This is a genomic window from Sphingobacterium sp. UBA1498, assembly GCF_002325125.1.
In the GTDB taxonomy this organism is placed as follows: domain Bacteria; phylum Bacteroidota; class Bacteroidia; order Sphingobacteriales; family Sphingobacteriaceae; genus Sphingobacterium.
The window spans coordinates 114208-132969 of record NZ_DCRG01000023.1 but is presented as its reverse complement, the minus strand read 5'-3'; the positions used below and the strand labels follow the sequence as shown (position 1 = coordinate 132969).

Sequence of the window (18762 nt, the reverse complement as noted above, 5' to 3'; positions counted from 1 at the left end):
ATTGTACTAAAAACTACTGATACCTTTTTTGAGGGACACAAGTAATATTTTTAGTTTTTCTTAAGATGATCTGACGTTGATCTAATCTGCTTTCCAGCACGACCGAATCAGCAGCATGGTATACGACTTTAAACCGGGGGATATACTGGCCGGAAAGATAGCAGCCAGAAATCTTCTGCTTGCCATTAGCTTTCGTGTAAATGCCATCCACAAGGATAGAGTCTCCGCGCAAAACATAGATCCCCTTTGCATGTTCCGTCCAGGAACCGTTTTTGTAACAGCTATCCGGGATTGTTTGTACTTTATTGTTGACATGCATGGTCGCATAAACAGAGTCGCAAGTGAACTTGAAATCGGTCAACGTATATTGCATCATCTGCTGCTGTCCTGGAATACTATCCTGAACCCACTCTCCCTGCAAAAAAGGGGCGCCCTCACTCTGCATATCCGAATTGAATTTACAGGCATTAGAAAAGAAAAACATACCTATGACAACAGCCAGTAGGTATGTTTTTCTTTTTATATTTTTAATTGAAATAAAAGTCACAGCTTATTTTAAACTTCCAACCATATCTTCTGGTTTTACCCAAGCGTCAAAATCTTCAGGAGTTACGTAACCCAAACGTACCGCTTCCTCTTTCAGCGTAGTCCCGTTTTTATGTGCTGTTTGAGCAATTTCTGCAGATTTGTAATAACCAATTTTTGTGTTTAGCGCTGTTACCAACATCAATGAGTTGTCAACCAATTCTTTGATGCGCTTGTAGTTTGGCTCAATACCTGCAGCACAATGCTCTTCAAATGAAACACAAGCATCACCCAATAGGCGTGCCGATTGCAAGAAATTCGCCGCCATCAATGGTTTAAACACGTTCAATTCGTAATGGCCTTGTGTTCCACCAATGGTGATTGCAACGTCATTACCCATCACCTGAGCCGCCACCATAGTCAATGCTTCACATTGTGTCGGATTAACTTTACCTGGCATAATCGATGATCCTGGTTCGTTTTCAGGAATCAAGATTTCACCGATACCAGAGCGTGGTCCAGAAGCCAACATACGGATATCGTTTGCTATTTTATTTAAGGCTACAGCCAACTGCTTTAATGCTCCGTGAGTTTCAACAATTGCGTCATGAGCAGCCAATGCCTCGAATTTGTTTTCAGCGGTGACGAAAGGAAGCCCTGTAAATTCAGCGATATATTTTGCAACCACTACGTCATAACCGTTTGGCGTATTCAATCCTGTACCGACAGCAGTACCACCCAATGCAAGTTCAGATAAATGCGAAAGTGTATTTCTCAAAGCTTTCAAACCATGGTTCAATTGAGCAACATATCCTGAAATCTCCTGACCTAACGTTAACGGAGTAGCATCCATCAAGTGTGTACGGCCAATTTTAACTACATTTTTAAACTCCTCCGCTTTTTTAGCCAAGGTGTCACGCAATTTTTCTACGCCTGGAATGGTAACTTCTGCAACAGCTTTGTAAGCCGCGATATGCATTCCGGTAGGGAAAGTGTCATTCGATGATTGTGATTTGTTTACGTCATCATTTGCTTTTAACACAGGCTCGCCTTCACCGATTTTATGTCCAGCCAACACTTGTGCACGGTTTGCGACAACCTCATTCACGTTCATATTGGATTGCGTGCCCGAACCTGTCTGCCAGATAACCAGTGGAAATTGATCATCCAATTTGCCCGCTAAGATCTCATCAGATACTGCAGCGATGGCATCCCGTTTCTCCACAGATAATACGCCCAGCTCGTGGTTAGCATAAGCTGCTGCTTTCTTTAAATAGGCAAAGCCTGCGACGATTTCGTGTGGCATGGAAGCTGCCGGCCCGATTTTAAAGTTGTTGCGTGAACGCTCTGTCTGTGCACCCCAGTATTTGTCTGCAGGTACTTGAACTTCACCCATCGTGTCTTTTTCAATTCTGAATGACATAGTATGTAAGTATAAGTAAAACGTAAAATTAAAAGTACATGCGCTAAGCGCATAATACATCAATCACAAAGTTACAGGATAATACAGTAAAGAACAAGGATTAAGAATAAAACTCCCAATAAGCAAATCTTAAAAACCAAGACGTTTTGTCAAGGATTCATTCACATGGTAGAATACCTGTTTCGGTTTTAATGTTCGCCAAGCAAGTGTATTCAACCCCCCTCCAAAATTAATGTAATAATCTATATTCTGTTGTTGGAACTCTTCGATAACATGTTCACGGAAACCAATCCCTGCAATCCAGCCATCCTCAATATCCTGAAACCACTCCTCATAATACGAGTCGTCTGAAGCATGGAAATTCAGCACATTCTCGCCGATTACAATAAAATATTTGATACCTTGACTGATCAATACATCAATAATTTCTCGCTTGAATAACATGATATCATTGTAGATGGCATCATTCCATTCACCAATCAGTTCGATAATGCAATATTGTTTCTCATAGTCTACAAACAGTATTTTTAAATATAAAGTAAGCGAACCAAATTCATCCCATTGCGGATGGAGGAGAAAATTATAGATCTGTTTGTCAAAATCAAATTCGCTATAGATGGTGCCATAGAAGGGCGATTGTTCATCGTCAGCGGCAATGTAATAATCCCGCCAATTGTAATAAGGTTCGATTTCGTGCATACCAGTTGAATCGTTTTCGACTCAAACTAAGATAAATTTACGCGGATTTGCAAGTTAAATTACAGGCATAGTACTGTTTTGAGGAAAAGAGTGAGAAAGTCCCTACGGCTTGCTCTTCGAGCGATCGAAGAGATGTGGGGATGGAATTGAACGGACGAATGGCACTGACAGGCTGTCCTAGACCATAGTACGGTTTTTTATTTTTAATGTAAAAATATGGTCACGTACTCGTTTAACCGAATAAACTTATTATTTTTGATCAGGTAATGAATGTTGAATAATTTTTCTCTTCTTCGATAATTCAGGAAGATTTCCCATGCAAAAAAGTATTAAAAGAAATATTTTTGTAGCCGCTACATATGCTGCGGTATTGCTTCTCGGCTTGCTGTTGGGACAAAATTATGCTGAAGAGCAAGGAAGTAATCAAAAAACAACTTTTTCTAGCTTACGCTCCAACGGTAACTCGGATAAATTGCAATATCTCATTCAATTAATTGCCGAAAATTACGTCGATAATGTCAGTATAGACACCGTTCAGGACGAAGCCATTGAGCATGTAGTTTCTCGCTTAGACCCTTTTTCCTCATTTTTGAAACCAAATCAAGTGCAGGCCAAGCAGGAGACACTTGAAGGAACATTTGACGGTATTGGAGTAGAATATTTTCGTTTGAAAGATACCCTCCTCGTTGTTGGAATGGTTGCTGCAGGCCCTGCTGAGAAAGCAGGAATGCGTATTGGTGACCGCATTTTAAAGATCGGAAATAAGGACCTTGTCGGAAGAAAAGTGACCGAAAATGAAATAGAAAAACTGATCCGTGGAAAGAAAGGAACAGCGGTATTGATTTCCATTCAGCGTAATGGAGTGGTATTGAGCAATCCAATAAAAGTGATCCGTGATCAGGTCAATGTTTCAAGCTTAGATGCATCCTATATGATCGCTCCCAAAACAGCTTATGTTAAAATTCGAAGGTTTGGACATAAGACAGCAGACGAATTCAGGCAGTCACTCATTGACTTACGAAAAAGTGGAGCGCAGGATCTTATTTTAGATTTACGTAATAATGGTGGTGGATTTGTGCACACGGCAATTGATCTAGCGGGGCAATTTTTTCAGGAAAAAAGACTCCTGATGTATACCGAAGGGGCCAATGAGCCACGTCAAGATTTCTATTCCGAAAAACCTGGCGAGTTTGGCGATGGCCGTGTCATTGTGCTGATTAACGAAAGCACTGCCTCAGCAAGTGAAATTGTGAGCGGCGCTCTTCAAGACCTCGATCGGGCAACAATCGTCGGCCGGCGGTCCTATGGCAAAGGTTTGGTACAAGAGCAATTTGATTTTTCAGACGGTTCGGCAATCAATTTGACCGTGGCACGTTACTATACGCCACTTGGAAGATGTATTCAGCGAAAATATACACGTGCCAATTTTGATGCATCAAAATACATGACAGGCTTCGATCTTTGGACCATGGATACTGAATTTAGTCAAAAAGAAATGTTTACAACCAGCAAAGGGAAGCTTGTGTTTGGTGGTGGCGGTATTCTTCCCGATGTGACTATCCCGATTGATACCAATGAGACCAGTGCCAAATACCGCGAAATTTTTCATTCCAATGCAATCGAAGAGTTCGTTTATGATCGATTCACAAAACAGCTGCCCGCATATTCTATCGAGAATTTTATAAGCGGCTACCATTTGCCAGCGGCAGAATTTGATTTATTTATTTCATATCTCAATAGCCAAAAGCGTATTTCGGTGACGTCCAGAGAAGCTAAAAATTTACATGATATCATTCAATCCGATATCGAAGCATTAGTAGGACGCTATTATTTCGGCCGTGAAGCCTACTATAAAATCAAAAATAGAAGAGATAAATTTATTGAAATAGGACTTAAAACATTAGGTTATCAGATGCCTAAGGTTTAAGCCTAAGATCAGACCATACCGGGTAGTGATCTGATAATTTCTTTTTGACGATCTGATAGTTCATCACCTCAAATTTCTGACTTGCAAAAATATAATCAATCTGAAAGATCGGTAAAAGGGCATGATGCGTCACACCCCAACCATTGCCTTTCTCCTTAAACGCATTGTACAAACCATCTCCAATCAGATTGACCGAGTAGCTCATTGGTGTATCATTGAAATCACCTACGGCAATATAAGGATATTGACATTCATTCATATGCTTCTTTAACGAATGTGCCTGTTCACTCCTCAGTTCGAAGGCATTCTTCAGTTTGCGACTCAGTCTACGTGTTCTTGAATTATCCAACTCATTAGTATTGGATAAATTCTGAATAAACTCTTTGTCTTCATTTTGAAGCGCAAAAGAACGGAGATGTATATTGTAGATGCGAATCAAAGTATCCTGTTTTTTAACATCGACATAACTGATTCGATTGATCCCGTAATCGTTGTCTCTTATAGTGCCTGAATCATAAATCGGGAATCGTGAAAGGACAGCCATTCCATAGGCCTCGTAATCATTTTTAGAGCTTGGTTCAAAGAAAAAGTAATCGTAGCCGAGCTTATCTTTAAACTCTTCCGAGAAAACGTGCTTTCCTTTAATTTTACTTATATATTCCTGAAAACAGATCACATCTGGAGATATACTGTCGATAATGCGAACAACATCGGCTTTAAAGTTTTTTTTCTCATCGTTTACCTTTTTGAATAAATGTGCATTGAAGGTCATGATGCGCAGTGTACGTGTTTCCGACGAGACGGGGGCATTCTCTTTGCGAATATTCCAGTGTTTAGTTAGAAAAGGCCATCCAATGAGGATCGTTACGAGTGAATAAAAAGCGATTTTTCGCTTCCGCAGTAGCCAATAGAAAATAAAACAAATGTTTATAATAAGTATAGGAAAGTAGCCTAACCCCATAAAGGCTATAGGCCAAAAGGATTTAGGATTGATGAAAGTCGCTGAATAGCTCATCAGCAAGGCAATGATCGCAAGCATATTCGCCAGGAACATTGTTTTACTTATAAACCCCAGTTTTCTTCTTAAAAATGTCCTTCTATCCATCAACCTTATCACCACTATTGCTTGCCCTAAAGAGCGTTTCTTTTTCGGGATTTGTTAGACTGTCGTAGCCAGAAATAGAAATTTTATCTAAAATAGCATCGATTTCGGCCTGATTGGGCAAGTCATAACGATGTTTCCGATTTGTCTGTATGTTGTTGCCTACAACGACTTTCATTTTTGCAGGCTTATTTTGTTTTTTCTGGAATATTGTGGACCAGTCCATCCCCGATTTTAATGCATAGGTGAATCCCATTCCGAACAAAATAACGGCAAAATAGGAAATGGCCGCGGGCCGGTTTGTCATGGTGAGTGCAAGGAATTCCAGTCCAAAATAAATGATGGCCACCAATTTTAGCTTGATGTTACCTATGAGCAATAAACGTAATTCGTACTTGGGAACTAAAGTGACAATGGCCGCCAATACCGCCGCCAAAGGAAGCGCACCTCCCATGAGCTGTAGCTCGCTGGAGATCGGAAGAAGCGAGCCGAACCCCACATATAGGATACCACCAAATAGCCAGGAGGTGATATAAATAAATAGAAATTGCCTTTTGTTCAAGAAAGTGAAGAAAATCTGGCCGACCCAATAAAGCCATAAACTCTCGAAGAGTATAGTCCAAAGTTTGACATAGACAAAATTCGATGTAAACAAAGACCATGGCTGTTCGAGAAAACGGGAAAAGCTACTTGGAAGGCTTAATCCTCTCACTAAAGGTTCCAGCAAGCTCTGCGAAACGATCTGTAATTCAAAGAGTAGATCCAAAAAATAGATGAGGACAAACAAACATGCCTGAATACTAATTACTAACGGTACTGGTGATCCAGTTTTATAGGTTTGTCTCCAAAAATCTTTTAGTCCGATGTTATTCATTTCGCACGATATTAATAAATTCCCTTTCTAATCTTCCACAGCTTAAGGAGTAGATAGCCGAATAGTGCTCCTCCGACGTGAGCCAGGTGAGCCACCGAATCTCCCGGTCGAGATAAGCTCATATAAATTTCGATGAGGATAAATCCACCGATCATATACTTCGCTTTGACTGGTACAGGAATAAACAAAAATTGCAGTGGGATGTTTGGGAAAAGGTAGGCAAATGCCAATAGAACACCATAGATCGCCCCTGACGCACCCAGCATTGGAATAAGATAAGTTAGGGCTTCATTATTCCCGGTATTTGCCAATGAGATAAGCTCGTTCCCATTCATACCATGGAGGGGGGCAAAAGAACCCGTTGCATTGTAGAGTTGTAAACCATTCACTGCGGTATAAAGAAACCACGCACCGATTCCGGATACCATATAGAAATTTAAAAAACGTTTCGATCCAAGTACCTGCTCAATCATTGGCCCAAACATGACCAGCGAAAACATATTGAAGAAGATATGGGTAATACTTTTTTTATCATGCATAAACATGTGCGTGACTACCTGCCAGATTTTAAAATAAGGCGAGTCTGGATAATAGACCGCAAGATAATCATATGCTACAGGTACAATTTGCGATCCAATATAAAATACAATATTGATGATCAATAAATTCTTGATAACAGGTGTTAATTGTGGAAACATATATTTTATCTTCTAGTTTTTACCAAATTTTTCCGCTAATTCTTGCAATGTAAATGTTACAATTACAGGATTTCCATAAATGGAGATATTGGGCGAGTGACAGGCGAAAAGCTTATCCACCAGCTCTGCCATAGCCGTGTTGTCCAATACAGTGCCCGGTTTAATGGCGGCATTGCGGGCAAGGCTCTTGGCAAGATTTTCGCGCTTAGCTAGCTTATACTCAGATTGATTGTTTTTATAATCTTCCAATATTTTCTCAATCATCTTTATTTCATCGAATCCTGTTCCTAAGTCTGCAGGGATTCCGTCAATAATATAGGAATTTTTTCCAAATTCACGAATTTGAAAGCCCAAGCCATTGATGTCCTCCAGGAGATCTCTCATCAATTCATTATCTGCAGCATTCAGATCTAACGTCTGCGGAAACAAACTTTGCTGACTCAGACCTTTATGTTGATCCAGCTGCGTAAGAAACTGTTCGAAAAGAATACGTTCGTGCGCTGCCTGCTGGTCGATCAGAATAAATCCAGAGTGAATCTGCGAAACAATATATTTATTATGCAGCTGGAAAAAGAGCTTCGATGATGATTTATCTTCGACTTGAATTACCTGTGGACCATCGGCATCCAACTCAGATTTTCTATGCAACGGCAGCTGGACGGACTCCTCTTTTTCGACAATTTGATAGAGGGAATCCCAGTTGCTCGGAATCCCGCCCGTTTTCTTGGTAAGCCCTTCAGCATAGCTTTCTGATCGGGTATAGCTCGAACTGGATTTTGATTTGTCCGTATCAAATGGGTTGAAGTCCGGATTGAAAGTTACTGTTGGAACGATAATTTCATCCAATGCCTTCTTTGTAATGAGATTGGTGAAACTTGTTTCCTGTTCAAAATCCAAAGATGGCATGATATTGTACCGCCCCAGTGATCTTTTTACGGCTGAACGGATAATGGCGTAAATGGCCTTATCGTCTTCATACTTGATTTCGGTTTTCGTGGGGTGTACATTGATATCGATTCGCGCAGGATCTATGTCGATAAATAAGACATAGAAAGGGAATGTTTCGGCTTGTAAAATATCCTCATAAGCATTCATGACAGCATGATGCAGATAAGGATCACGTACAAAGCGTTTGTTGACAAAGAAAAACTGTTCACCACGAGTTTTCTTTGCAAACTCGGGTTTCCCAACGAAACCTTCTACCTTGATGATGGATGTGTCCTCTTCGACAGGAACAAGGCGCTGATTGTAATTGTTTCCGAAAATATGGACAACACGCTGTTTGAGCGTCTCCGCGGGCAAATGATAAATTTCATTTCCGTCGCTGTGCAAGGTCAGGAAAATCTGCGGATTGGATAAGGCTATACGTTGAAATTCATCAATAATATGACGCATTTCTACGGAGTTACTCTTTAAGAAGTTCCGCCGTGCAGGAATATTGTAAAAAAGATTTTTTACTAAAATATTTGTTCCGGCAGCAACAGCTTCCGGGTATTGGTTGACAACTTTTGATCCTTCTATCTCAACAACTGTCCCTAGCTCATCTTCGAAGCGGCGTGTTTTGAGTTCGACCTGTGCTATCGCAGCAATGGATGCCATTGCTTCACCACGGAAACCCATTGTTCGGATTGCAAATAAGTCTTCAGCCTTACGAATTTTTGATGTTGCGTGCCGTTCAAAGCAAAGGCGGGCATCAGTCACACTCATGCCGCAGCCATTGTCAATGACCTGAATCAATGACTTGCCTGCGTCTTTAACAATAAGTTTTATTTTGTCAGCTCCAGCATCAATAGCATTCTCAATCAATTCTTTAATGGCAGACGCTGGTCGCTGCACCACTTCTCCCGCCGCAATCTGATTAGCAACATTATCTGGAAGTAATTGAATAATATCCGACATATAATACAAAGTTACGAAATATCCATATTTACAGCGTATAAACACGGATGAAAATCAAATGGACGTTCCACTTGTTTCTTTAAAATAAAAGCCTTTAAAACGTTCACTTATCCCAATGAACTGGCTGTAAATGATACCTTATTGACATACTAAAACAAACTGCAAAACCGACATAATTATTGCATATACGCTATCGAATTGCTTATGCACAATTTAACGGCGGTCAGATACAGCGTGTATTACCCATGTCCGGAATAGGAACAACGGTCCTCCGTTTCAATGACATTACATCTCCAGCGACATTACATCTCCAGCTTTAAGAAACGTGCTGTTTCGCTTTTATTATTTTTAATTAAGTTTTCAGGCGTTCCCTCAAATAAGACCTGGCCCCCTTCTTTACCACCCTCAGGACCAATATCAATCACCCAGTCTGCCGATTTAACAACATCAAGATTGTGCTCGATGATCAATACCGTATTTCCACGGTCCACTAAACGATTGATCACACCCATCAGTACATTTACATCTTCAAAGTGAAGGCCGGTAGTCGGTTCGTCAAGGATATAAAATGTATTTCCAGTATCTTTTTTAGAAAGTTCAGTAGCCAATTTTACCCGCTGAGCCTCACCTCCCGATAAGGTTGTCGACGACTGACCTAAGGTGATGTAACCCAAACCGACATCCTGCAGTGTTTTAATCTTTCGGTAGATACTCGGTACATTTTCGAAGAAATCTACCGCATCGTTGATGCTCATATCGAGAACATCGGAAATGGATTTTCCTTTATAGCGTACCTCCAAAGTTTCTCGGTTATAGCGTTTTCCGTGACAGGTTTCACAAGGAACCTGCACATCAGGAAGGAAATTCATCTCGATGACCTTTAGTCCGGCTCCCTGACAGGTTTCACAACGACCACCTTTCACATTGAAGGAGAATCTCCCGGGCTTATAGCCCCTGATTTTTGCTTCAGGCAACTGGACAAACAAGGTTCTGATATCCGAGAATACACCTGTGTACGTTGACGGGTTAGATCGCGGTGTACGACCGATAGGACTTTGATCGATCTCGATAACTTTGTCAATATGTTCTAACCCTTCAATTTTTTTGAAGGGAAGTGGAGTTGCTTTTGCCCTGAAAAAATGTTTATTCAAAATCGGGTATAACGTGCCTGTAATCAAGCTGGATTTGCCCGAACCCGAAACACCGGACACCACAATAAGCTTTCCTAAAGGAAAAGAGACCGATAGATTCTTCAAGTTATGCCCTGTTGCTCCTCGTAACGACAAAGTTTTTCCATTGCCCGTACGGCGTTTTTCAGGGATTTTCACCGCTTTTGTTCCGTTGAGATAAGCCGCCGTGAGGGAGTCTGATTTTAAAATTTCCTTGGGTGTGCCTTCGGCAACCACCGTACCACCATGAACTCCCGCAGCAGGTCCCATGTCGATAACATGGTCGGCATGTAGGATCATGTCTTTATCATGTTCTACCACAAGCACCGAATTACCAATATCGCGTAGGTTTTTGAGTGCATTGATCAGTCGTTCGTTGTCCCGCTGATGCAGGCCGATACTCGGTTCATCCAGAATGTAAAGTACATTCACCAATTGGGAACCAATCTGTGTGGCCAGACGGATGCGTTGTGCCTCACCACCTGAAAGCGTCTTAGCCGTACGGTCCAAGGTCAGGTAATTTAAGCCTACATCCAGCAAGAAACCCAAACGCGCACGTATTTCCTTTAAGATCTCTGTTGCAATAATAAGCTGGCGTTCATCAAGTTTACTTTCTACCTGGTCAAACCATTCTTTGATGGAAGTAATATCCATCGTAGCAAGTTCATGAATATTCTTATCGGCAATTTTGAAATGTAAAGATTCTTTTTTCAATCGTGCACCCGCACATGTAGGACAGGTAACTTTTGTTCTGAAATCATCTAACGAAGGGGCTTCATCGGACGATTTTCCCGAAAATTCCTCCAGCATCTTAAAGATGCCTTCAAATTCAACGCGATATTCACGCGTGCCATAACTGCCATAAGAAACCGTGACAACGATAGGCTCTTCTTTATTTCCAAACAAAAGCTGATCAATCTGTTCTTCATTGAGTTTTTCAAGCGGCGTTGTAATGGTAAAATCCAATTTTTTAGCGACAGCTTTCAAGACTTCCGAAGTCCAGTTTTCACGTGTGGGGCCCAGAGGAGCTAAACCGCCTTTTTGAATGCTTAGCTTTTTGTCCGGAATAACCGCATGCTTGTCAATTTCAAAAATATAGCCTAAACCATCACACGTGGGACAAGCGCCATAGGGGGAATTGAATGAAAACGTATTGGGCTGTGGCTCATCATACGAAATGCCCGATTCCGCATCCATGAGGTAACGGCTATAAAATTGCTCCTGATTATCCTTGTTAGAGACTTTGATGATTCCTTTTGCGGTTTTCATCGCCTGCATGACCGAGGTCTGTAAGCGCTTTTTATCTTCACGCTCTACTTTTAGACGATCTACAACGATTTCAATATCGTGTATTTTATACCGGTCAACCTGCATTTTTGGCACAAGATCCAATATTTCCCCATCCACACGCACCTTCACATAACCTTGCTTGCGGATTTGTTCGAACAATTCCCGATAGTGACCCTTACGCCCTTTGACCACAGGTGCCAGGATATTTAAAGCCTGTCCTTCAAATTCAGTCAGAATGCGTTCAATGACCTGATCGTCCGACATGCGCTCCATCTTTTTTCCGGTCACATAAGAGAAGGCTTCTCCAGCACGGGCAAAAAGTAAACGCATAAAATCATACACTTCAGTAATCGTTCCAACAGTAGACCTGGGGTTTTTGCTGGTTGTTTTCTGTTCAATGGAGATTACCGGACTTAAGCCCGATATCTTATCCACATCCGGACGTTCCATACCACCCAAAAACTGGCGGCTATACGCACTGAATGTCTCCATATAGCGGCGTTGTCCCTCGGCATAAATGGTGTCAAAAGCCAAAGATGACTTTCCACTTCCGCTTAAACCTGTAATTACAACCAATTCATTTCTTGGAAAAGAAACATCTATATTTTTTAAATTGTGCGCACGCGCTCCAAATACCTGAACTTCACTTTGTTCGCCCAAATCTGGACTTCTTTTTATTGCCATGAAAACTCCTTAAGGTCCCTTTGTGAGGGATTAAATGCAAAACATGCAAAATTACAGATTTTAAAGGAATTATGCGAGCCGATCTGACTTTTGGAACAAAATGTGATATACAAGTGATTTAAAAAAATAATGTACCTTGCACCGTAAATCTAAATGTATGCGAAAATACGACGTCAGCAAACAAGAAAAGCAATCGATCGATGATATTGTCCAATTCTGGAAGAAAGAGAACTTATTGGATGAGCAAAAAGCGAACGAGCTGATGGAGAGTTTAGACGTGAAAAGTTTTGATTGGGGACAACTGGCTCGGTATGCCTTTTGGATTGCACTGGCATCTTTGGTATTCGCTGTTTTTTCGCTGTTTACCGATGCGTCATTCCTAGCCTTTGTGGATACCCTTTACGAAGCGCCAAATATCTTATTTTGTTTCTTTTTTGCTGCCGTGGCCGTATTGTTCTATACCCTGGGGTTTCGCTATAAGAAACGCTATCCTTATAAAAATTTATCCACCGAAACCATGATGCTGATTGGAGTTTTTGCTACAGCAGCCTGTATCGGATTCATGGGTAAGGTATTGGATAAAGATACCATGCACTACTCGCTTTTATTTTTGCTTTCCGTGGCGATTTATGGCTTCCTTGCTGTTAAGCTTGATAGTAAGCTCATCTGGACATTTATGCTTTTGGCGCTAGGGGTATGGTTTGCCACCGAAACAGCTTACCATAGCAATTGGGGATTCAAGTTTTGGGGAATGAATTATCCCCTTCGGTTCACCATTTTTGGGACACTGATCACTGCACTGGCCGTTTGGGCTCAACCCCGGTTCGCACAGCTGCAAGTCTTTCAGCCCATCAGTTATATTGTCGGATTGATCTACCTGATGGTATCCTTATGGACACTCTCTATTTTTGGGAATTATGCTGATTTTTATGAATGGACCGCCGTACGTCAATACCATATGTTCTATTGGGGGATATTGTCAACTGCGGTATCTGTATTTTTGGTCGTCTATGGTTTAAAGGCGAAAGACAATGTGAGCAGAGAAGTTGGGTTTGTATTTTTAGTGCTCAATATCTACACACGTTATGTGGAATACCTCTGGGACAACATCAATCGAGCCGTGTTCTTTTTAATTTTGGCCGTGTCCTTCTGGTTCGTCGGCCGTTGGGCAGAGAAATTATGGAACAAAAGGAAAGACGAAATAGCCGGATAATCGTCACAAATGGATGGTAAATCCAACACCTCTATTGGAATTAATGCTCAGATTGGGATCGAGGCTTAAGTATTTGCGGATCCGGGTAATAAACACGTCCATGCTCCTACCAGTAAAGAAATCTGCATTTCCCCATACCTTTTCAAGAATATCTTCACGGGTGACAAGCTGGCCCCTGTGTTGCCATAGAAATAGGAGCAGTTGTGCTTCGCGCTCGGTGAGCTTAAACTGACCTTGTGCATGGCTTAATACTAACTGTTCAGGGTGAAATACATACGTCCCGAGGACAATCGATCTTGGCGTACTATTTTTCTGATTTCGTTTTAATATATTCTGTATGCGAAGCAAGAGTTCTTCAGGGTCGCAAGGTTTGGTAACATAATCATCAGCACCGATTTTTAGTCCCGTAAGCTTGTCGATCTTTTGTTCTTTGGCGGTTAAAAAGATAAACGGTAATGCGGGATGCAGGGCATTAATTTCTTTGGCCAGACTAAAACCGCTGATTTGAGGAAGCATCACGTCCAGTATAACCAGGTCGTAGCTGGCTAGCTGCTGAAAATTTTCCGTAAGATCCTGAGGCTGCGCCATCCAATCTACGACAAATGCAGACAGCTCAAGATATTGCTTGAGCATAAAGCCAAAATCAGCGTCATCTTCAACGAGGAGTAATTTGTTCATTTTTTATATTCAGTCGTTCATCTAAACTACTAATCTACGGCTAAATGCCATCCCTCTAGCTGATTACACTACCTTATGATGGAATAGCAACGAGCGGCAATTGAATTTTAAACGTAGTACCTACACCAGGCTTACTAGTTACTGTAAGCTGTCCCTGATAACGATCCACGATTTTTTTAACAAGGAAAAGGCCAATTCCCAATCCTTTGGTGTCGTGTATATTGTTTTTTTGGATACGGTAAAACTTGTCGAAAATATAAGGGAGTTCGCACTCCTCCATGCCATCACCATTGTCTTGTACGTAAATTGAAAGCTTATTTTTCTTTTGCTCAAAATGAACTTTAAGCCATTTCGCGCCATACTTTACAGCATTGTTCATGAGATTCTGAAATAATGTTGTTGCATCGCTGAGGCCCAAGCATAATTTCCCTTCAGGCAATGGACTTGTTTCAAATGCAATGGCCGGGTTCGTCAATTGAAAATCATTGAAAATCGCTTGGAGTTCCATCGTGGTAACAGGAGGATGACCCGATGGTTTCAGGTCTTCGGCCAGTGGGGCAAGGGTGTGTTCCAGGCGATTGACTTGCCGCTCAATGACCGTTATAATATTTTCACCTGTCGATTTTCGAAGTGTCTTAGCGGCAATTTTTAAGGTTGCAATAGGGGTTTTAAGTTCATGCGATACATTGTCAACCACGTCGTGAAGCACGGTGATCTGCTTCTGCTGTTTTTTGAGATTTTGAATGGTTCTATAAAAAAGCCAAAGAAAGGCGGCCAATATAAATAAGGTGCTCAACAGGAGGGAGGTAAGTTCTTTGAATAATATCCAGTGGAGATTGGTTACCTCAAAAGAGCTCCTTCTATGGACTAAAAAGGTGTATAAGATTTCCTTGCTTTGGATGCTCTCTTCAATTTTCTGTGTTTCGGTTTTTTCCGTTATCCATTCACTGGAAGAAAGTTCAACAGGTCGTCGGAAATTTCCCTGTGTGGTGTAAACCGTAATGGGGCCATCAGCAATCTGCTTGTTAAAGTTTCTAAAATAAATACCCAAGATCTCCTTTTTTAGGATAACATCCATACCCAGTGGTTGAAATAGACTGTCGACATAGCGTGTGAGCTTCCCGGATGTTTTATGCGCATTGGCATGATATAGTCCTTTAAGCTGTTGAGCTGTTATCTCATTTTTAACCAATTTGATGTAGTAGTCTCTGGCGATGTCCTTGCTCATTAAATCATCATCAAAAAGACTGTCAATTTTGGGAGATTTGTTCAGTTTGCTTTTTACTGTTGCAAAAATATCGCGCTGTTTGAGCTGATAGGTGTTGTACAATTGATAGCCCTGAATGCCGATCAGTACAGCAAAAAATAATGTAAAGAGAACACTATAATTTTTGGGTTTCAATTCCATACACAAATATAACTGCTGAAGGCCAATATAATATACCTTAACGCAGTATTAACCCTTCATTAACCATTATTTACTACGGAGATGGACAATTTTGAGCCATCGGAAGCGTGTAAAAGTTCAGTGACTGTCAAATGCGGATAACCACAAAAAAGCATGCGTTTGACAGCACAGCTAATGGATATAACAATCCAGGTATGCGCTAATGAAATTAAAGACTAATTATTTGTACATGAAATCAATCCTATTTTTTCTCGCTTTCCCTTTAGTGCTTTCAGCACAGACAAAGATCGGGGGACAAGTGCAGGATACAAACAAAATTGTATTAGCAGGTGCAACCGTTATGCTATTGGATAGTAACTATCAAGCTATCCGTGAAGTGAAAACTGACCATCTTGGAACGTTTATGCTGTCGCTGGATCATTCTGGCAGCTATTATCTACGGTCCACTTATCTTAACTTTAGACCTCAGGAGCACTTTTTCCGTAGCGACACCATTGCTCGCCCTCTGATACTTGAACTTATTCCCGAATCAAAAGTACTCGAAGAAGCACAGGTTGTCGGGCGGGCGCCGAGATTGATCCGCAAGTTGGACCGCCTGGAATTTAACGTGCAGCATTCTAATCTTTCGGCGCTCAACAGTTGGGACATTTTGAAACGGACGCCATTAGTGATGGCAAATGGCTCAGATTTAATGGTCCGTGGGAGCAAAAATATTGTTGTATTGATTAATGAACGAAAAGTTATGCTCACGGGGGAGGAATTGAAAACCTATCTCGAGAATACGGCGGGCAGCGATGTCCAATCGATTGAGGTCATTACCAACCCACCTGCAAAATATGAAGCCGAGGGCAGTACCATTATCAATATTAAACTTTCCAAATCGAACCTCTATGGATATCGGGGTTCGGCGGTTGCGTTGGCCGAGAAAAGCAGTACCTGGAAGCAACTGTTTGGGCTGACCCAGTATTATAGAAATGAAAAAATCAACGTTCGGGGCACCTATAATTTCGGAAGGGGAACTTATGCACGTTACGAAACGAATTATGTGTATTATCCCAATGAGCAAACCTCGTGGGAAGGTGTGATGGATCGATTTGATACCAATAACAGTCAGAACAGCTATGTGCTTTCGATGGAATACACACCCGATTCAACCTGGACTGTTAGCGGAGGGCTAAATGGATATTATGGCCCCAAAGCCTACGGTACCTACGTGGTGCCAACTGTCATTTACGATAGCAACCGTATTCAACAGTCGAGTTACCTCACGACAAATGATCATGAGTCATCTACAGAGACAAAGAACATGTATCTCCAGGTCATTAAGAAGCTTAACGCCAGCTGGAGTATAAATTGGTCTTCTTACTTTACAGACCATCATTCGACAAATAATCAGGATGTGCTCACCGCGCTGAGATTTAAGGATCAACAACCCAGGGATACACGATTTATTAGCAACAACGGAAATAAAAATAGGCTCTTTTCTTCACAGGTCGATTTTTCCGGTAAAGTAAAGCAGCTTGGGATGGAATTTGGAGGGAAATTTAGCGATGTTACAACGACAAACAGTCTTGTGTTCACTGATGATGAATCGGGCAAGTTGGAGCATAGGCCGGATAAGAGCAGTGAGTTTGATTACAAAGAACGGAATGTAGCTCTTTATGGTTCATTGGACTATACCTGGAAAAAATGGAGCTGGAAAGCAGGATTAAGAGGAGAATATACCAACTTGAAGGGCATTGTATCAGAACCAGAAGATATCAATAAACAGGATTATTTTGTGCTCTTCCCGACATTTTATATGCAATATGACTTGACGGAAAATCAGCAGTTAGGTTTTTCCTATGGAAAGCGGATCAGTCGTCCTTCCTATTCTTGGCTCAATCCCGCAAAATCCTACTACAATCGTTTTTCATACTTTCAGGGAGATCCCCGTTTAAGGGCTACGATCGTGCATAACCTGAATCTGACGTGGACCAAAAACAACTGGAATATTGATCTATTCTACCGATTTGAAAAGTGGCCCAATATGGAAATAGCCTTGCAGGATAATGTCAACCACCAGCTGATTTATCATTATACCAACATTAAAAAGGGGCAGGGAGCAGGGATAGACCTGGGTAAGAGTTTTCAGTTTACTGAACGTTGGGGAATGAACCTGCAGCTAGAGGGAATGTACAATGAGAATTACTTTATGGGGACTGATGATGTGCTGCACAAGAACGATGTATATATTGGCAACGGAAATATAAGTAGCAGCTATGTCTTGAGCAAAGAAGCAGGCTGGAATCTTGAGCTCGGCAATACCTTTACATCGCCCACCATCCAGGGGCCATTTAAAATAACTGGCTATTCCAGTACCTATGTGATGACAAATCGAAAATTCTTTAAAAACAAGTTTGAGGTAAATCTATCGTTTATGGACATCTTTAAAACGGAAAAAATGACCATATCCTCCAAATATGCCGATCAAAATAACTTTTATAAAGATTATCGGGATACCAGAAAGGTGAATCTGACGCTGCGGTACCATTTTGGAAATCAGAAAGTCAAAAGTAACAATCAGCCCGCAAAAACAGAAGAGCAGAACCGCCTGTAAATCTGTTGAATTCTTACAAAATCAAATTCTTCATATCACTGTAACTTTATATCCATAAAGAAAATGAATAAGGCAAGAATTAAAAGCAAGCGTCCTCCACGTCTGATGTGGAGTACAATCAGATGTCAGAAAAGTGTTTTCTTAGTTTATTTTCAAAGAATACGTGATATTGATACCACCCGCGGACAACATATCATGTACAGAACAATATTTTTTAACGGCCAGTTCAGCCGCTTTAGCTGCTTTTACCTCATCAATTTCACCTTTTAAGAAGAAATTGATGTGTATAGCTGTAAATACCTGTGGTATTTCTTCCCGGCGTTTACCCTCCACTTCAACCTGGATATCGTCAATTTGTTGGCGTTGTTTTACCAGTATGCTATGGAGATCGAAGACACTACAAGAACCCAGTGCCATTAACACCAATTCCATGGGGCGAACACCTTTTCCTTCGCCGCCGATCGCTTCTGAACCATCGATGTTGACTTTGACCGAAGATAATTCGCTGCTGGCTTCGAAATGCACAGCCTGGTTGACGCGGTTTAATTTGATTTTCATCTTAACATATTTTATT

The 18762-nt window shown here is 41.2% G+C and carries 14 protein-coding genes; 3 read left to right on the top strand and 11 right to left on the bottom strand.

Annotated elements, in window-relative coordinates; translation table 11 throughout:
- Positions 1 to 13 precede the first annotated feature (13 nt).
- The 3 genes from B3139_RS13775 to B3139_RS13765 all read right to left on the bottom strand — a co-directional run bounded on the left by B3139_RS13775 (position 14) and on the right by B3139_RS13765 (position 2647).
- Positions 14 to 547 carry a fumarate hydratase gene (locus B3139_RS13775; RefSeq protein ID WP_209578119.1) on the bottom strand — a complete coding sequence of 178 codons (534 nt, stop codon included), beginning with the start codon at positions 545 to 547 and terminating at the stop codon, positions 14 to 16.
- A 3-nt stretch (positions 548 to 550) separates the two neighbouring features.
- Complete coding sequence (fumC, locus tag B3139_RS13770) at positions 551 to 1948, bottom strand: class II fumarate hydratase (RefSeq protein WP_293884023.1); 1398 nt, start codon at positions 1946 to 1948, stop codon at positions 551 to 553.
- A 129-nt stretch (positions 1949 to 2077) separates the two neighbouring features.
- Positions 2078 to 2647 carry a hypothetical protein gene (locus tag B3139_RS13765; RefSeq protein ID WP_293884021.1) on the bottom strand — a complete coding sequence of 190 codons (570 nt, stop codon included), beginning with the start codon at positions 2645 to 2647 and terminating at the stop codon, positions 2078 to 2080.
- Positions 2648 to 2963: 316 nt separating this feature from the next.
- Between B3139_RS13765 and B3139_RS13760 the strand changes: the two genes are divergently transcribed.
- Positions 2964 to 4574 carry a S41 family peptidase gene (locus B3139_RS13760; protein WP_293884019.1) on the top strand — a complete coding sequence of 537 codons (1611 nt, stop codon included), beginning with the start codon at positions 2964 to 2966 and terminating at the stop codon, positions 4572 to 4574.
- On the opposite strand, the gene B3139_RS13755 is transcribed toward B3139_RS13760, so the two are convergent.
- From B3139_RS13755 to uvrA, 5 genes are all read right to left on the bottom strand, one after another.
- The gene (locus tag B3139_RS13755; RefSeq protein WP_293884017.1) at positions 4564 to 5628 is read right to left on the bottom strand and encodes an endonuclease/exonuclease/phosphatase family protein; all 1065 of its coding nucleotides are present in this window, start codon (positions 5626 to 5628) and stop codon (positions 4564 to 4566) included. The two genes, B3139_RS13760 and B3139_RS13755, sit on opposite strands and share 11 nt — an antisense overlap.
- Before the next feature lie 43 nt (positions 5629 to 5671).
- Positions 5672 to 6550, bottom strand: a complete 879-nt coding sequence (locus tag B3139_RS13750; RefSeq protein ID WP_293884015.1) for a rhomboid family intramembrane serine protease — start codon at positions 6548 to 6550, stop codon at positions 5672 to 5674.
- Between the two features lie 11 nt (positions 6551 to 6561).
- Positions 6562 to 7248 carry a rhomboid family intramembrane serine protease gene (locus B3139_RS13745; RefSeq protein WP_293884013.1) on the bottom strand — a complete coding sequence of 229 codons (687 nt, stop codon included), beginning with the start codon at positions 7246 to 7248 and terminating at the stop codon, positions 6562 to 6564.
- 12 nt (positions 7249 to 7260) lie between these two features.
- On the bottom strand, positions 7261 to 9147 hold the full coding sequence (gene mutL, locus B3139_RS13740; RefSeq protein WP_293884011.1) for a DNA mismatch repair endonuclease MutL: 1887 nt from the start codon (positions 9145 to 9147) through the stop codon (positions 7261 to 7263).
- 302 nt (positions 9148 to 9449) lie between these two features.
- A complete protein-coding gene (gene uvrA / locus B3139_RS13735; protein ID WP_293884009.1) occupies positions 9450 to 12290 on the bottom strand; it encodes an excinuclease ABC subunit UvrA in 2841 nt (946 codons plus the stop codon).
- Between the two features lie 157 nt (positions 12291 to 12447).
- Between uvrA and B3139_RS13730 the strand changes: the two genes are divergently transcribed.
- Positions 12448 to 13503 (top strand): DUF2157 domain-containing protein, encoded by a 1056-nt coding sequence (locus B3139_RS13730; protein ID WP_293884007.1) that lies wholly within the window; start codon positions 12448 to 12450, stop codon positions 13501 to 13503.
- Positions 13504 to 13506: 3 nt separating this feature from the next.
- Here B3139_RS13730 and B3139_RS13725 read toward each other — a convergent pair whose 3' ends face one another.
- Together B3139_RS13725 and B3139_RS13720 are read right to left on the bottom strand one after the other, a co-directional pair.
- Positions 13507 to 14181, bottom strand: coding sequence for a response regulator transcription factor (locus tag B3139_RS13725; RefSeq protein ID WP_293884005.1), 675 nt, complete (start codon positions 14179 to 14181; stop codon positions 13507 to 13509).
- Between the two features lie 73 nt (positions 14182 to 14254).
- Positions 14255 to 15589: a sensor histidine kinase gene (locus B3139_RS13720; RefSeq protein ID WP_293884003.1), complete on the bottom strand. Its 1335-nt coding sequence runs from the start codon at positions 15587 to 15589 to the stop codon at positions 14255 to 14257.
- 229 nt (positions 15590 to 15818) lie between these two features.
- Here B3139_RS13720 and B3139_RS13715 point away from each other — a divergent pair, with 229 nt between their 5' ends.
- A complete protein-coding gene (locus B3139_RS13715; protein ID WP_293884001.1) occupies positions 15819 to 18188 on the top strand; it encodes an outer membrane beta-barrel family protein in 2370 nt (789 codons plus the stop codon).
- 141 nt (positions 18189 to 18329) lie between these two features.
- Here the strand turns inward: B3139_RS13715 and B3139_RS13710 are convergent, their stop codons facing one another.
- Complete coding sequence (locus B3139_RS13710) at positions 18330 to 18746, bottom strand: OsmC family protein (protein ID WP_293883999.1); 417 nt, start codon at positions 18744 to 18746, stop codon at positions 18330 to 18332.
- Positions 18747 to 18762 lie beyond the last annotated feature (16 nt).

Bases quoted from the DNA above. Each gene is read 5' to 3' on its own strand.
- fumC (WP_293884023.1), bottom strand. From the start codon at position 1,948: ATGTCATTCAGAATTGAAAAAGACACGATGGGTGAAGTTCAAGTACCT.
- B3139_RS13765 (WP_293884021.1), bottom strand. From the start codon at position 2,647: ATGCACGAAATCGAACCTTATTACAATTGGCGGGATTATTACATTGCC.
- B3139_RS13760 (WP_293884019.1), top strand. From the start codon at position 2,964: ATGCAAAAAAGTATTAAAAGAAATATTTTTGTAGCCGCTACATATGCT.
- B3139_RS13755 (WP_293884017.1), bottom strand. From the start codon at position 5,628: ATGTTCCTGGCGAATATGCTTGCGATCATTGCCTTGCTGATGAGCTAT.
- B3139_RS13750 (WP_293884015.1), bottom strand. From the start codon at position 6,550: ATGAATAACATCGGACTAAAAGATTTTTGGAGACAAACCTATAAAACT.
- B3139_RS13745 (WP_293884013.1), bottom strand. From the start codon at position 7,248: ATGTTTCCACAATTAACACCTGTTATCAAGAATTTATTGATCATCAAT.
- mutL (WP_293884011.1), bottom strand. From the start codon at position 9,147: ATGTCGGATATTATTCAATTACTTCCAGATAATGTTGCTAATCAGATT.
- uvrA (WP_293884009.1), bottom strand. From the start codon at position 12,290: ATGGCAATAAAAAGAAGTCCAGATTTGGGCGAACAAAGTGAAGTTCAG.
- B3139_RS13730 (WP_293884007.1), top strand. From the start codon at position 12,448: ATGCGAAAATACGACGTCAGCAAACAAGAAAAGCAATCGATCGATGAT.
- B3139_RS13725 (WP_293884005.1), bottom strand. From the start codon at position 14,181: ATGAACAAATTACTCCTCGTTGAAGATGACGCTGATTTTGGCTTTATG.
- B3139_RS13720 (WP_293884003.1), bottom strand. From the start codon at position 15,589: ATGGAATTGAAACCCAAAAATTATAGTGTTCTCTTTACATTATTTTTT.
- B3139_RS13715 (WP_293884001.1), top strand. From the start codon at position 15,819: ATGAAATCAATCCTATTTTTTCTCGCTTTCCCTTTAGTGCTTTCAGCA.
- B3139_RS13710 (WP_293883999.1), bottom strand. From the start codon at position 18,746: ATGAAAATCAAATTAAACCGCGTCAACCAGGCTGTGCATTTCGAAGCC.